At 36.5% G+C, this 15105-nt stretch carries 12 protein-coding genes; all 12 read left to right on the top strand.

What is annotated here, in order from left to right; all coding sequences use genetic code 11:
- The first annotated feature begins 43 nt into the window (after window positions 1–43).
- The 12 genes from nuoF to proS all read left to right on the top strand — a co-directional run bounded on the left by nuoF (window position 44) and on the right by proS (window position 15103).
- Window positions 44–1351: an NADH-quinone oxidoreductase subunit NuoF gene (gene nuoF / locus H710_RS04280; RefSeq protein ID WP_041849600.1), complete on the top strand. Its 1308-nt coding sequence runs from the start codon at window positions 44–46 to the stop codon at window positions 1349–1351.
- Between the two features lie 65 nt (window positions 1352–1416).
- Window positions 1417–3486 carry an NADH-quinone oxidoreductase subunit NuoG gene (gene nuoG, locus H710_RS04285; protein WP_041849601.1) on the top strand — a complete coding sequence of 690 codons (2070 nt, stop codon included), beginning with the start codon at window positions 1417–1419 and terminating at the stop codon, window positions 3484–3486.
- Between the two features lie 22 nt (window positions 3487–3508).
- Window positions 3509–4552, top strand: coding sequence for an NADH-quinone oxidoreductase subunit NuoH (gene nuoH, locus H710_RS04290; protein ID WP_196295853.1), 1044 nt, complete (start codon window positions 3509–3511; stop codon window positions 4550–4552).
- A 13-nt stretch (window positions 4553–4565) separates the two neighbouring features.
- Window positions 4566–5057 (top strand): NADH-quinone oxidoreductase subunit NuoI, encoded by a 492-nt coding sequence (gene nuoI, locus H710_RS04295; RefSeq protein ID WP_041849603.1) that lies wholly within the window; start codon window positions 4566–4568, stop codon window positions 5055–5057.
- 91 nt (window positions 5058–5148) lie between these two features.
- On the top strand, window positions 5149–5769 hold the full coding sequence (locus H710_RS04300) for an NADH-quinone oxidoreductase subunit J (protein WP_041849604.1): 621 nt from the start codon (window positions 5149–5151) through the stop codon (window positions 5767–5769).
- 13 nt (window positions 5770–5782) lie between these two features.
- Window positions 5783–6091 carry an NADH-quinone oxidoreductase subunit NuoK gene (gene nuoK, locus H710_RS04305; protein WP_041849605.1) on the top strand — a complete coding sequence of 103 codons (309 nt, stop codon included), beginning with the start codon at window positions 5783–5785 and terminating at the stop codon, window positions 6089–6091.
- A gap of 6 nt (window positions 6092–6097) precedes the next feature.
- On the top strand, window positions 6098–8062 hold the full coding sequence (nuoL, locus tag H710_RS04310; RefSeq protein WP_041849606.1) for an NADH-quinone oxidoreductase subunit L: 1965 nt from the start codon (window positions 6098–6100) through the stop codon (window positions 8060–8062).
- Window positions 8062–9531, top strand: a complete 1470-nt coding sequence (locus H710_RS04315; RefSeq protein WP_041849607.1) for an NADH-quinone oxidoreductase subunit M — start codon at window positions 8062–8064, stop codon at window positions 9529–9531. Before nuoL ends, H710_RS04315 begins: the two co-directional genes overlap by 1 nt.
- Window positions 9532–9548: 17 nt before the next feature.
- Window positions 9549–11006 (top strand): NADH-quinone oxidoreductase subunit NuoN, encoded by a 1458-nt coding sequence (gene nuoN / locus H710_RS04320; protein ID WP_041849681.1) that lies wholly within the window; start codon window positions 9549–9551, stop codon window positions 11004–11006.
- A 3-nt stretch (window positions 11007–11009) separates the two neighbouring features.
- A complete protein-coding gene (locus H710_RS04325; protein ID WP_041849608.1) occupies window positions 11010–11813 on the top strand; it encodes a biotin--[acetyl-CoA-carboxylase] ligase in 804 nt (267 codons plus the stop codon).
- Window positions 11814–11861: 48 nt separating this feature from the next.
- Window positions 11862–13538 carry a ribonuclease J gene (locus tag H710_RS04330; protein ID WP_041849609.1) on the top strand — a complete coding sequence of 559 codons (1677 nt, stop codon included), beginning with the start codon at window positions 11862–11864 and terminating at the stop codon, window positions 13536–13538.
- A gap of 239 nt (window positions 13539–13777) precedes the next feature.
- Window positions 13778–15103 (top strand): proline--tRNA ligase, encoded by a 1326-nt coding sequence (gene proS, locus H710_RS04335; protein ID WP_041849610.1) that lies wholly within the window; start codon window positions 13778–13780, stop codon window positions 15101–15103.
- Window positions 15104–15105: the final 2 nt, after the last annotated feature.

Here is a 15105-nt window from a genome sequence, read left to right on the forward strand (position 1 = left end):
AAAATGCTAGAAATGCAGTCAGTGATAAAGGAAATGGTGGGGTATGCTAGCTGATAAAGATCGCATTTTCACCAATATTTATGGTTTTAAGGATAGATCTCTAAAGGGTGCGATATCACGCGGGCATTGGGATAACACTAAAGCGATTATCGAAAAAGGCCGTGATTGGATTATTAATGAAATGAAAGCATCAGGTTTACGTGGTCGTGGTGGTGCAGGTTTTCCTACAGGTATGAAGTGGTCTTTTATGCCAAAACAAAGTGATGGTAGGCCACATTATTTAATTGTGAATGCAGATGAATCAGAGCCTGGAACATGTAAAGATCGTGATATTTTGCGACATGATCCCCATACTTTGATTGAAGGGTGTGTTATTGCTACTTTTGCAATGGGAGCAAATGTTGCTTTTATTTATGTTCGCGGAGAATATATTCGTGAGCGTGAAGCGCTACAAGCAGCAATTGATGAATGTTATGATGCTGGTTTTCTTGGTAAAAAAACTAAGCATGGGTATGCTTGCGATATTATTGTTCATCATGGTGCTGGCGCTTATATTTGTGGTGAAGAAACTGCGCTTCTTGAAAGCCTTGAAGGTAAAAAAGGACAGCCTCGGCTTAAACCACCATTTCCTGCTAATGTAGGGATCTATGGTTGCCCAACAACAGTTAATAATGTTGAATCTATAGCGGTAGTTCCAACGATTTTGCGTCGAGGAGCTTCATGGTTTTCATCAATTGGTCGTCCAAACAATGTTGGAACAAAGTTATTTATGATTTCTGGGCACGTTAATGCACCTTGTACATTTGAAGAAGCTCTGGGGATTTCTTTTCGTGAATTAATTGAAAAACATACAGGAGGTATTCGGGGGGGGTGGAATAATCTTTTAGCGGTTATTCCAGGTGGAGCTTCTTGTCCGGTTGTTCGCGGTGAGGATATCATGGATGCAATTATGGATTTTGATGGGATGCGTGATGTGGGATCTTCTTTTGGTACCGGGGGTGCAATTGTTATGGATAAATCAACTGATATCATCAAGGCAATTTGGCGTATAGCAGCCTTTTTTAAACATGAAAGTTGTGGGCAATGTACACCCTGTCGTGAAGGTACTGGTTGGATGATGCGCCTTTTGGGACGCATGGTTGAAGGAAAAGCGCAAAAGCGAGAAATTGACCTTCTTTTTGAAGTTTCTAAACAAGTAGAAGGACATACTATTTGTGCGCTTGGTGATGCTGCAGCTTGGCCTGTGCAGGGATTAATACGAAATTTTCGTTCAGAGATTGAACAGAGGATTGATGATTATACCCGTAATGCAGTTCAAAGAAAAAATTTTGCTTTAGAAGCGGTGGGGTAAAAAATCTTATTTTCATGAATAATGGAATACAAATTTAGATAAATTGTCCGCGGACTGGATTAGTGATGATAAATATCAAAGTTGATGGAAAAGAAATTACAGTTCCTGATTATTACACGTTGCTTCAGGCTGCTGAAGCTGCTGGTGCTGAAGTGCCTCGTTTTTGTTTTCATGAATCTTTGTCAATTGCAGGAAATTGCCGCATGTGCTTGGTGGAGGTTAAGGGCGGCCCTCCAAAACCTCAGGCATCTTGCGCTATGGGGGTCCGTGATTTACGGTTAGGACCGAATGGCGAAATACCTGAGATATTCACTAACACAGAGATGGTCAAAAAAGCTCGTGAAGGTGTTATGGAGTTTCTTCTCATCAATCATCCATTAGATTGTCCTGTGTGTGATCAAGGTGGAGAATGTGATCTTCAAGATCAGGCTATGTTTTATGGGCGTGATTGTTCTCGTTATGCAGAAAATAAACGTGCTGTAGAGGATAAATACATTGGTCCTCTTGTCAAAACTGTTATGACAAGGTGTATTCACTGTACACGTTGTATCCGTTTTACAACAGAAGTTGCAGGTATTTCAGAACTTGGTTTAATTGGTCGTGGTGAAGACGCTGAAATTACGACATATCTTGAAAAAGCGATGACATCTGAATTACAGGGAAATGTTATTGATCTTTGTCCAGTTGGAGCTTTAACTTCAAAACCTTACGCGTTTCATGCACGGCCATGGGAATTGATTAAAACAGAATCGATTGATGTGATGGATGCTCTCGGTAGTGCTATTCGTATTGATAGCCGTGGTCGTGAAGTCATGCGTATTATGCCACGTGTTAATGAAGATGTGAATGAAGAGTGGATTTCTGATAAGGCGCGTTTTATTTGGGATGGATTGCGCACTCAGCGACTTGATAGACCTTATATTTGTGAAGATGGAAAATTTCATCCTGTCAGTTGGTCAGAAGCTTTTGCAAAAATTAAAAAAGTAATTTCTGAAACGTCAGCAGAAAAGATTGGTGCAATTGCTGGAGATCTTGCATCCGTTGAAGAAATATATGCGCTTAAAGCATTGCTGATTTCATTAGGATCAAAAATATTTGATTGTCGTCAAAGAGATATAGCGTTCTCTTCTGAATTAGGGCGTTCAAGTTATATATTTAATCCTACTATTGCAGGTATTGAACAAGCTGACGCATTGCTCATTGTTGGATCAAATCCGCGTGCTGAAGCAGCTGTTTTAAATGCACGTATTTTAAAGCGTCAGCGAATGGGAAAATTTCCAATTGCATTAATTGGAAAGAAGGTTGATTTACGCTATCCATATTCTTATCTTGGAGCTGATACTGACACGTTGAATGCACTTGTTGAAGGAAAAAATCCATTTTTTGATGTGCTGAAAAAGGCTAAGAAACCAATTATCTTTATTGGGGTAGGGGCTGTTTTAGGTCAAGAAGGTCTTTCTGTTTTAAAAAATCTTGCAAAATTAGCTGATAGTGTTGGTGCCCTTAGTGAAGAATGGAATGGGTTTGGTGTTCTTCATAATGCTGCATCGACTGTTGGAGGACTTGATATCGGTTTCACTTCTAAGCTTGGGGTTAAAAATATTGTTGAAACCTGTGAAGTTTTATTTTTGCTTGGTGCTGATGAAGTAAACTTAGCGCATAAAAAGGCTTTTACAATTTATATTGGCAGCCATGGTGATAATGGTGCACATGCTGCTGATGTAATTTTACCAGCCTCCACTTATACGGAAAAATCAGGGATTTATGTGAATACAGAGGGGCGTGTTCAAATGACAAATCGTGCTGGTTTTTCCCCAGGTGAAGCAAAAGAAGATTGGGCTATTTTGCGTGCTTTATCTGATGTTTTAGGAAAAAAACTTCCGTTTGATTCATTATCTCAGTTAAGGCAAAATTTGTTCAGTGATTTTCCACATTTTGCTGGTATTGATGAGATAGCACCTTCATGTATTAGTGATCTTAAAGCACTTGGTTCGCAAATACTTACTTTAAAGACACAAGAATTCACTTCTGTAGTTGAAGATTTTTATTTGACAAACCCAATAGCACGGGCTTCTGCGGTTATGGCGGAATGCTCAGCTCTTGCAAAAAATCATACTATAGAAGCTGTAGAATAGAGGCAGAGAGGGAAAGAATATTATGGACACTTTCTTTACCTGGCTATTGCCATTATTTATTGTAGTAGGAAAAACACTGCTTCTTTTAACTGTTCTCTTAGTTCTTATTGCTTATCTTCTTTATGCGGATAGAAAGATCTGGGCAGCTGTACAATTACGGCGTGGTCCGAATGTTGTGGGTCCATGGGGATTATTGCAGTCTTTTGCGGATCTAATTAAATTTGTTGTTAAGGAACCTATCATTCCTTCTGGTGCTAATAAGGGTGTTTTTCTTTTAGCACCTTTTGTTTCTGCAACACTCGCATTATCAGCTTGGGCTGTTGTTCCAGTTAATGAAGGTTGGGAAATTGCGAGTATTAATGTTGGTTTACTTTATATTCTCGCCATTTCATCCCTTGAAGTTTACGGTGTTATTATGGGGGGCTGGGCATCGAATTCAAAATATCCTTTTTTAGGTGCACTTCGATCAGCAGCACAAATGGTTTCTTATGAAGTTTCAATAGGGTTTGTTCTTGTAACTGTTATTTTAGTGAGTGGTTCATTGGATCTTACAACAATTGTTCAGGAGCAGAATAAAGGGTTTGGAACATATCTTGGTTTATCTTTCAGCAGTTTGCTTGATTGGAATTGGTTAATCCTTTTTCCAGTGTTTATTATATTTTTCATTTCTGCACTCGCGGAAACAAATCGTCCTCCTTTTGATTTAGTTGAAGCAGAATCTGAACTTGTAGCCGGCCATATGGTGGAGTATTCTTCAACTCCTTATATGCTTTTTTTCCTTGGCGAATATGTTGCTATTGTTTTAATGTGTGCTTTGACAACTATTTTATTTTTAGGAGGTTGGTTACCTCCCTTGGATGTTTGGTGGCTTAATTGGGTTCCTGGTGTCATTTGGTTTGTTTTGAAGGTTTGTTTCGTATTTTTTTGGTTTGCTATGGTTAAAGCATTTGTGCCGCGTTATCGCTATGATCAATTAATGAGGCTGGGTTGGAAAGTGTTTTTGCCTATTTCATTGGCGATGGTTGTGATAACTGCTGCTATTTTAAAATATACTAGTTTCGCTTAAAAGGAATTCTCATATGTCAGGTCTTATTCAAGCGGCAAAATCGCTTCTTCTGTTAGAGTTTGTGAGTGCCTTTTTTTTAGCAATGCGTCAGTTTTTTTCACAAAAACCTACGATTAATTATCCTTATGAAAAAGGTTTTGTTTCTCATCGTTTTCGTGGTGAGCATGCTTTACGTCGTTATCCAAATGGTGAAGAACGGTGCATTGCATGTAAATTGTGTGAAGCGATTTGTCCTGCACAAGCGATAACAATTGAAGCGGGGCCAAGGCGCAATGATGGTACACGTAGAACAGTTCGCTATGATATTGATATGGTCAAGTGTATTTATTGCGGATTTTGTCAAGAAGCTTGTCCAGTTGAGGCTATTGTAGAAGGACCAAATTTTGAATTTGCGACAGAGATGCGCGAAGAGCTTTATTATGATAAAGAAAAGCTTTTACTTAATGGAGATCGCTGGGAGCGAGAAATTGCTCGTAATATATTGATGGATGCGCCTTATCGTTAGGTGTATTATAAAATAAATGGTCGGATGATTCTATCCGGTAAATGTAAATATGGTGTGAAAATTCACACCCATCTTTATTGAGGGGAAGCCCATGCTAACAGGTCTAGCGGCGGCATTTTTCTACCTGTTTTCTTTTATTATGCTGATGAGCGCAATCATTGTTATTGCAGCACGTAATCCAGTGCACTCAGTATTATTTCTAATATTGGCATTTTTTAATGCAGCAGCTTTATTTTTGCTTGCAGGAGCAGAATTTTTAGGACTTCTTTTATTGGTTGTTTATGTTGGTGCTGTCGCAGTGTTGTTTTTGTTTGTGGTTATGATGCTTGATGTTGATTTTGCTGAATTGAAAAGAAATGCTTTTCAGTATGTTCCTGTTGGTGCATTGGTTGGTATTATTATTGCTGTGGAACTTATCATTGTGTTTTTTAGTAATGATTTTTCTTTAATTTTAGGAACTCATACTACACAGCCAATGCCAAATTTAGAACATCGAACAAATACACAGGCATTAGGCGATATTCTCTATACAGATTATGTTTTTTATTTTCAAATTGCTGGGATGATTTTATTGGTTGCAATGATTGGTGCTATTGTTTTAACGCTTCGCCATAAAGCAGGTGTTAAACGGCAATCGATTGGTATACAAGTAGCTAGGAACCCAGAAACTGCAATTGAAATTAAAAAAGTTGAGTCAGGAAAAGGCATCTAGCGGGAAGATTATTATGTACATTGGTATTGCTCATTACCTTACTGTTTCTGCAATAATGTTTACGGTTGGAATTTTCGGTATTTTTTTAAATAGAAAGAATGTGATTATTATTCTTATGTCAATCGAGCTTATATTACTTTCAGTTAATCTCAACTTTGTTGCATTTTCAGCATTTCTTCATGATCTTATTGGTCAAATATTCGCTTTATTTATTTTGACAGTGGCGGCTGCTGAAGCAGCAATTGGTTTAGCAATACTTGTTGTTTTTTTCCGTAACCGTGGTTCTATTGCGGTTGAAGATGTTAATGTAATGAAAGGCTAATGAGAGATGTATTATACGATCGTCTTTCTTCCGCTTTTAGGTTTTTTAATTGCTGCTGTAGGTGGAAAAACTATAGGAGCCCGCGCTAGTGAGCTGATAACATGTAGTTTTATGGTTGTTGTTGCTGCATTATCATGGGTCTCTTTTTTTAATATTGCTCTTGGTAATACTCCAGCAATTGACATTTTGGTATTACATTGGACAACAATTGGTGAATTGGTATTTAACTGGGCATTACATATTGATACGCTGACATCTGTTATGCTTGTTGTGGTGAATAGTGTTTCAGCATTAGTACATATTTATTCAATTGGCTATATGCATCACGATCCTTCAAGGCCTCGTTTTTTTGCTTATCTTTCTTTATTTACATTTATGATGCTTATGTTGGTGACGGCTAATAATTTAATCCAAATGTTTTTTGGGTGGGAAGGTGTTGGACTTGCATCTTATTTATTGATTGGTTTTTGGTTCCAAAAAAATTCTGCTAATAAAGCAGCAATGAAAGCTTTTATCGTTAATCGTGTTGGCGATTTTGGTTTTCTTTTAGGGATTTTTAGTATTTTTATTTTATTTCAGTCAGTTAATTTTTCATCTATTTTTGCAAAGGTTTCAGATAATAGTTTCACGCAAAATTTAGTGTTTTTAGGCTGGCAGCTTGATGAGCAAATGATGATTACTGTTACGTGCCTTCTTTTGTTTATTGGAGCCATGGGAAAATCAGCTCAATTTCTTTTACATACATGGCTTCCTGATGCAATGGAGGGGCCCACGCCTGTTTCTGCACTTATTCATGCAGCAACAATGGTAACTGCTGGTGTGTTTATGGTTGCACGTATGTCACCAATTTTTGAACTTTCTTCGAATGCTTTAACAGTGATTATTGTTATTGGAGCGACGACCGCATTTTTTGCAGCAACTGTAGGATTGGTGCAGAATGACATTAAGCGCGTTATTGCTTATTCCACATGTTCACAACTTGGTTATATGTTCGTTGCTTTAGGTGTTGGAGCTTATGGGGCAGCTGTTTTTCATCTTTTTACCCATGCTTTTTTTAAAGCTTTATTATTTCTCGGTGCGGGTTCTGTGATTCATGCAGTATCTGATGAACAAGATATGCGAAAAATGGGAGGATTGCGTAAACATATAAACGTGACTTATTGGATGATGATTGTGGGAACAATTGCATTAACGGGTGTTGGAATTCCAGGAACAATTTTTGGTACAGCAGGTTTTTTCTCAAAGGATGCCATTATAGAGTCTGCTTTTGCATCGCATAATATTGCTTCAGGATATGCTTTTGGGTTGCTTGTTATTTCTGCTTTATTGACGAGTTTTTATTCATGGCGGCTAATTTTTATGACATTTCATGGTAAACCGCGTGCAACTGTTGATGTTATGCATCATGTTCATGAATCAGCACCAATTATGTTAATTCCGTTGTATATTCTATCTATTGGAGCACTATTTGCTGGTGCAATTTTTCAACCTTATTTCTTTGGTAATTTATATGATGCGTTTTGGAAGGGAGCATTGTTTACAGGTCACCAGAATCACATCCTTCATGAGGCGCATGATGTATTAACTTGGGTAAAATGGTCTCCGTTTACGGCAATGCTTCTTGGGCTTATTTTGGCGTATTTATTTTACATTCTTTTTCCGTCAATTCCTAAGAAACTTGCTAATTTGATGCCTGTATTATATCGTTTTCTTTATAATAAATGGTATTTTGATGAATTATATAATTTTTTATTTATCCGTCCTGCTTTAAAAATCGGCTGCTTTCTTTGGAAAGTAGGGGATATTAAGATTATTGATGGTCTTGGTCCGAATGGAATTGCAGCACGCATCGTTGATATTACAAATAGAGTCATTCGAGTTCAAACAGGTTATCTTTATCACTATGCGTTTGCGATGCTTATTGGTGTTGCAGCATTAATTACGTGGATGATGATCGGGAGTGTAAAATAATGACCGATTGGCCTATTCTTTCTACGGTTACATTTTTGCCACTTGTTGGTGTGATTTTGATTTTATTTATCAAAGATAACAGCGAAGCAGAAAAACGTAATATACGTAATGTAGCATTTTTCACAACTGTATTTGTTTTCTTTATTTCTTTAATTATTTGGGTAAGTTTTGATAATACAAATTCCAATTTCCAAATGGTTGAAAAGTTTGACTGGTTAGGTGGCGATATTAGCTATCATATGGGAATTGATGGTATTTCTATACTTTTTGTTGTTCTTTCAGCTTTTTTGTTACCTTTTTGTGTTTTGGCAAGCTGGGAAACCGTTAAAGATAGATTAAAGGCTTATATGATCGCTTTTCTCTTGCTTGAAGTTGCGATTATTGGGGTTTTTTGTTCTCTCGATGCAGTATTATTTTATATCTTTTTTGAAGGTAGCCTCATTCCGATGTTTATTATTATTGGTGTTTGGGGTGGAGCACGTCGTGTTTATGCAAGTATGAAATTTTTCTTATACACTTTGCTTGGATCTGTACTCATGCTTGTTGCTATTATGGCTATGTATTGGGAAGCAGGAACACTCGATATACCAACTTTATTAAGCTATCAGTTTCCTATATCTATGCAAATGTGGTTGTGGCTCGCATTTTTTGCGTCTTTTTCAGTTAAAATGCCAATGTGGCCAGTCCATACATGGTTACCTGACGCTCACGTAGAAGCACCAACAGCAGGATCTGTTATTTTAGCTGGTGTATTACTCAAATTGGGTGGTTATGGTTTTCTTCGTTTTTCATTACCAATGTTTCCTGTTGCTTCTGCTGACTTTTCTCCCTTTGTTCTTGTGTTATCGCTTATTGCAATCATTTATACGTCATTGGTTGCACTCGTTCAAAATGATATGAAGAAACTTATTGCTTATTCATCAGTAGCTCATATGGGATACGTAACAATGGGTATTTTTTCTGCCAATGAACAAGGTATTCAAGGAGCTATTTACCAGATGCTGTCACATGGAATTGTATCAGCGGCTTTGTTTCTTTGTGTTGGGGTTATCTATGATCGTTTACATACGCGTGAAATTTCAGCATTTGGTGGTTTAGTGAATAACATGCCAAAATACGCTGTTGTTTTTTTGATCCTTACTATGGCAAATGTTGGATTGCCTGGAACTTCAGGATTCTTAGGTGAATTTTTAACTTTAATAGGTGTTTTTCAAATTAATAAACTCGTTGCAATTTTTACAACAACTGGTGTTATTTTATCAGCTGCTTACGCACTTTATCTTTACCGACGTGTTATTTTTGGTACCTTAGATAAAGAAAATTTAAAAATACTTTGTGATTTATCTCAAAGAGAAAAATTTATTCTTTATCCAATGGTCATTCTTACAATATTTTTTGGTATATATCCTACACCAATTTTTCAAACAACTGTGTTTTCGGTAAAAGCGCTTACCAATCAGCTACACTAAAATAGAGATAAATGCTTATGCAAACTGAAATAATCGCTCAATTGGTGTTAATCCTTCCAGAAATTTTAATAGCATTAGGGATAATGGCATTACTTTTAATCGGTGTTTATTCTGGTGCTCATTCATATTTAACTGTTACAGGTTTAACGATTGCTCTTCTTTTTGCGACTATTGTTCTTATCGTTCTTTTTCCAAAAGATGGTTTTTTTTACACAAATGCCCTCATTATTGATGCTTTCAGTCGTTATATGAAGATTTTAACGCTTATTGGTGCATCATTTTCTCTTATTTTGTCTGTTGGTTTTTTCTCGTCTCAAAAATTTGACATATTTGAGTTTCCGATATTAGTTCTTTTGGCAACCCTTGGCATGATGTTAATGATTTCATCTGGTAATATGTTATCACTTTATATGGGATTGGAATTACAATCTTTAGCTTTGTACGTTTTAGCTGCAATTCATCGTGATAATGTAAAATCTTCTGAAGCAGGCATAAAATATTTTGTTTTAGGCGCATTATCTTCTGGGTTATTACTATACGGTATTTCATTACTTTATGGATTTACCGGTCAGATTGGTTTCCGTGAAATATCTTCTGCTTTAAGTGGTAATATTTTGCATTTGGGAGTTATTTTTGGCATTGTGTTTATTTTAGCTGGTTTGGCTTTTAAAATTTCTGCAGTTCCATTTCATATGTGGACTCCTGATGTTTATGAAGGAGCACCAACACCTATTACAGCATTTTTTGCTGGTGCTCCTAAAATTGCGGCAATGGCGTTAATTATTCGTGTTATTGTATTTGCTTTTATTCCATTAGAAAGCTCTGATAATTTTATGCCTTCGTGGCAACAAATCTTGGTTTTTATAGCCATTTCATCAATGGCGCTGGGTGCATTTGCAGCAATTGGTCAAACTAATATTAAGCGTTTAATGGCTTATTCATCGATTGGTCATATGGGATATGCTCTTGTTGGTTTAGCCGCTGGAAATATATTGGGAGTCAAAGGTATTCTTATCTATATGACTATTTATCTTTGCATGACGATTGGTTCGTTTTCTTTTATCCTTGGGATGCGATTTAGTAATAGATATGTTGAAAACATTTATGATCTAGCAGGATTGATAAAAACTAACCCATTTATGGCTATTATGATGACGATACAGCTTTTTTCTTTAGCAAGTATACCACCTATGGCAGGATTTTTTGGTAAATGGTATACATTTTCTGCAGCTGTTCATGCAGGGCTTACTCCGCTTGCTATTGTGGGTATGGTACTTTCTGTTATCGGTGCTTTTTATTATTTACGAATAATTAAAATTATGTGGTTTGATGATGCAAAAGATAGTTTTGTTATTTTATCAAATGAGATTAAGCTATGTCTTTGCTTTTCTTCATTGTTTGTTTTATTTTATGTGTTTTTTGGCTTTTGGTTTTCTGAAATTGCAGAAAAAGCAGCAATATCATTGTTTCAATAAACAATGATGTACGTATTATCAAATTTTGCACAAAAACAGGGATATGGTGTTGAGTCATATGAAAGTGTTGATTCAACAAACCTTGTTGCTCAACGAAAAGCTAAAGCTGGTCATTTTGGCTATCTTTGGATAGTTGCAGAGGAACAAATACAAGGACGAGCTAGAAGAGGAAGATCATGGAGCAGTCCAAAAGGAAATTTATATACTAGTCTTTTGCTTATTGATAATATTACCCATCAAACAGCTGCTCATCTCGGTTTTGTTGCTGGAGTCAGTATGGTAGAAGCAGTAAAAGAATTTATAAAAGATCAATACAAATTCAAGGATATTATCAGTTTAAAATGGCCAAATGATATTCTACTTGAAGGAGCTAAAAGTTCTGGAATTTTGCTTGAATTGTTTGAATTATTTCCTCAAAAATATGCATTGGTTATTGGTATTGGCATGAATGTGGAGTCTCATTATAAGGACGCTCCATATCCAACATCAAGCATGAAGAAAATTGGTTTACATATTGATAAAAAACAATTATTTAAGGTTTTAACAAAATATTTTGCTAAAAATTATCTCCTTTGGAAACAACCAAAAGGTTATGATGTCATTCGTAAAAAGTGGCTTTTATATTCTGCTCATTTTGGACAACATATCAAAGTAACAGATGGATCAAAGATCATTGAAGGCATTTTTGATGGTCTTGATTGTAATTTCAATTGTATTGTAAAACAAAAAAATGGTCAAGAAGCGATTATAACAGCTGGAGATGTTCACTTTGGTTCGGCTGGTTCTGTTCATATAGATCGTGGTTAATTTACCAAATCTTATCTTACCATGAAATTATCTAAAAGGGAAATATTTATGGCTTCTGCCGATGAGAATGAATTGGTTTTTCTTCCTTTAGGAGGGGTAGGCGAAATAGGAATGAATCTTGCCGTTTATGGATTTGGTTCAAAGAATTCTCGTGAATGGTTACTTGTTGATATGGGGGTTAGTTTTGCTGGTCCTGAATTGCCAGGAGCAAATCTTATTTTACCAGATATTCGTTTTTTAGAAAATGAAAAACATAATATATGTGGTCTTGTTTTGACACATGCTCATGAAGATCATTATGGTGCTGTTCTTGATTTATGGCCAAAACTTCAAATTCCGGTTTATTGTACTCCTTTTACAGCAGGGTTATTAGAGAAAAAAAGGCAATCGGATTTTAAATTTCGTCAAATTCCATTAAATATTTTTCAAGTTGGTGATTGCTTTCAGGTTGGTTCATTCTCAATTGAAGCGATTGCTGTCAACCATTCGATACCAGAAGCAGTGTCTTTAGCAATTACAACGTCTTTAGGAAATTTAATCCATACTGGTGATTGGAAAATTGATCATACTCCTTCGCTCGGAACTATCACAGATGAAAAACGGCTACGTACTCTAGGAAAGAGGGGGGTCTTAGCATTGCTATGTGATTCTACTAATGCTTTTCAGGATGGTATATCTCCATCAGAGCAAGACGTTCAGGAGAGTCTTATTGAAATTATTTCAAACGCTGAAGGCCGAGTTGCGATTGTAACTTTTTCTTCTAATATTGGTCGGGTACATTCTATTGCTCTTGCAGCTGAAGCTGTTGGCCGTAAAGTTCTTTTGGTGGGGCGCTCTCTAAAGCGCAGTTTTTTGGTAGCACAAGAGCTTGGTTATATGAATGGTTTAATGCCATTTATATCGGAAGAGGAATATAGTGACACTCGACGGAAAGATGTGGTTTTGATTGTCACAGGTAGTCAAGGTGAACCCTGCGCTGCACTAGCAAAAATCTCACACAATGCAATGAAAAACATTGCGCTTTCTCCTGGTGATACAGTTGTTTATTCATCACGTAGTATTCCAGGAAATGAAAAGGCTATTATTGAGATACAAAACCGTTTCATTGATCAGGGAATTAAAATTATTACAAATGACGATGCTCTTGTTCATGTTTCGGGTCATCCTCGCCGTTCAGAGCTTTTGCAGATGTATGATTGGATAAAACCACAGATACTGGTTCCTGTACATGGTGAAGCTATGCATCTTTCTGCTCAAGCAGCTTTGGTGCGTCAAGCTGGTATAAAAACTGTTGCTGAGATTAGAAATGGCAATATTCTACGTCTTGCACCAGGACCGGTAGAAGTGATTGATCAAGCATTTGTTGGAAGAATTTATAAAGATGGCCGGTTACTTGGTGATGAAGACGAGCTAGGAATTAGTGAGCGTCGTAAATTGAGTTACGTAGGTCATGTTTCAGTTTCTCTTCATATGAACAGTAAGCATGATTTACTTGATGATATTGGTCTTATTACATATGGTGTACCCGAAAGAGATGAAGAAGGAATATTATTAGAAGATATTCTTTTAGATGTTGTTGAAAATGCTATTAATAATATTCCACGAATTAAAAGAAAGGATAATGACCTTATTCGGAAAGCAACACGTCGTGCAGTTAGGTCAGCTATTAACGAAATTTGGGGAAAAAAGCCTATTTGTGCAGTTTTTTTACATAGATCGAAATAAAAGCACATGTGTATCAAGTTATTTTTTGTGATTTAAAATAAAAAAGAAGAATTTTCAGATCATTTTCATTGTTAAAGTATGTATCTAATATTTTTTTATAAGAAACATAGAAATAAGATTGATAAATTTTAATAGTTATGGTTCGTTAATTTGCAAGTATTCAGAATGTAACGATGATACAGATATAATTATTTGAACTGCTCCGCTTCGACGAGCCTGATTAGGAGTTAATAGTTTCGATGCGTTTTTCTCAATATTTTCTTCCTATTTTAAAAGAAAATCCTAAAGAAGCAGAAATTATTTCGCATTGCTTTATGTTGCGTGCAGGTATGGTCCGTCAACAAACATCAGGGATTTATTCTTGGTTGCCCTTAGGTAAAAAAGTACTTGATAAAGTTTGTACGATCATTCGTGAAGAACAAGAACGGGCTGGTGCTTTAGAAATATCGATGCCTACAATTCAATCTGCTGATCTTTGGCGTGAAAGTGGCCGTTATGATGACTATGGCTTGGAAATGTTACGCATTAAAGATCGTCAAGAACGTGATTTGCTTTATGGGCCAACTAATGAAGAGATGGTTACGGATATTTTTCGCTCATATGTGCGTTCTTATAAAGATCTTCCGCTCAACCTTTATCAGATTCAATGGAAATTTCGGGACGAAATTCGTCCACGTTTTGGTGTGATGCGCTCACGAGAATTTTTAATGAAAGATGGCTATTCTTTTGATCTTGATTATGAAAGTGCAAAAACATCGTATAATCGCATGTTCATTGCTTATTTACGGACTTTTTCTCGTATTGGTTTAAAAGTTATTCCTGTTCGTTCTGATACAGGCCCTATTGGTGGTGAACTCAGTCATGAATTTATTATTTTAGCTAAGACAGGTGAAAGTGCCATATTCTGTGATAAGCAGTTTCTGGGAATGACTGCACCGCTTGTTTCGGTTGATTTCACAGATAACGTTGTTTTAACTGATATCGTTAAACAGTGGACAACTCTTTATGCAGCAACAGAGGAAATGCACAATGCAGAGGAGTGGGCTCAAGTTTGCGAAAGTAAACAACTTTCAGCGCGTGGTATTGAAGTAGGGCATATTTTTTATTTTGGTACGAAATACTCTGAGCCAATGGGGGCAAAAATTATGGAACGAGATGGAAAAGCATATCCTGTTTTTATGGGATCCTATGGAATTGGACCTTCGCGTCTTGTTGCTGCAGCAATTGAAGCTTCTCACGATGAAAATGGTATTATTTGGCCAAAGCCGATAACGCCATTCGATTTTGGTATCATTAATACGAAATCAGATGATGCAAAATGTTATAATATGTGTGAAACTCTTTATCAAGGACTTGTTAATGCTGGTTTTGATCCATTATTAGATGACAGAAATGAGCGTCCTGGAGTGAAATTTGCAACAATGGATTTAATTGGTTTGCCAACACAAATAATCGTTGGCCCCAAAAATGCAGCACAAGATGAGGTTGAAATTAAAGATCGAAAAACAGGTATTAAAGAAGTTTTAACGGTTGAAGCTGCGCTCAATCGACTTGCTGCGATGTGATG

This window comes from Bartonella bacilliformis Ver097 (assembly GCF_000709795.1).
GTDB classification, from domain to species: domain Bacteria; phylum Pseudomonadota; class Alphaproteobacteria; order Rhizobiales; family Rhizobiaceae; genus Bartonella; species Bartonella bacilliformis_A.

Coding starts and splice junctions, on each gene's coding strand:
- nuoF (WP_041849600.1), top strand. CDS start 44: ATGCTAGCTGATAAAGATCGCATTTTCACCAATATTTATGGTTTTAAG.
- nuoG (WP_041849601.1), top strand. CDS start 1,417: ATGATAAATATCAAAGTTGATGGAAAAGAAATTACAGTTCCTGATTAT.
- H710_RS04330 (WP_041849609.1), top strand. CDS start 11,862: ATGGCTTCTGCCGATGAGAATGAATTGGTTTTTCTTCCTTTAGGAGGG.
- H710_RS04315 (WP_041849607.1), top strand. CDS start 8,062: ATGACCGATTGGCCTATTCTTTCTACGGTTACATTTTTGCCACTTGTT.
- nuoI (WP_041849603.1), top strand. CDS start 4,566: ATGTCAGGTCTTATTCAAGCGGCAAAATCGCTTCTTCTGTTAGAGTTT.
- nuoN (WP_041849681.1), top strand. CDS start 9,549: ATGCAAACTGAAATAATCGCTCAATTGGTGTTAATCCTTCCAGAAATT.
- proS (WP_041849610.1), top strand. CDS start 13,778: ATGCGTTTTTCTCAATATTTTCTTCCTATTTTAAAAGAAAATCCTAAA.
- nuoL (WP_041849606.1), top strand. CDS start 6,098: ATGTATTATACGATCGTCTTTCTTCCGCTTTTAGGTTTTTTAATTGCT.
- H710_RS04325 (WP_041849608.1), top strand. CDS start 11,010: ATGATGTACGTATTATCAAATTTTGCACAAAAACAGGGATATGGTGTT.
- nuoK (WP_041849605.1), top strand. CDS start 5,783: ATGTACATTGGTATTGCTCATTACCTTACTGTTTCTGCAATAATGTTT.
- nuoH (WP_196295853.1), top strand. CDS start 3,509: ATGGACACTTTCTTTACCTGGCTATTGCCATTATTTATTGTAGTAGGA.
- H710_RS04300 (WP_041849604.1), top strand. CDS start 5,149: ATGCTAACAGGTCTAGCGGCGGCATTTTTCTACCTGTTTTCTTTTATT.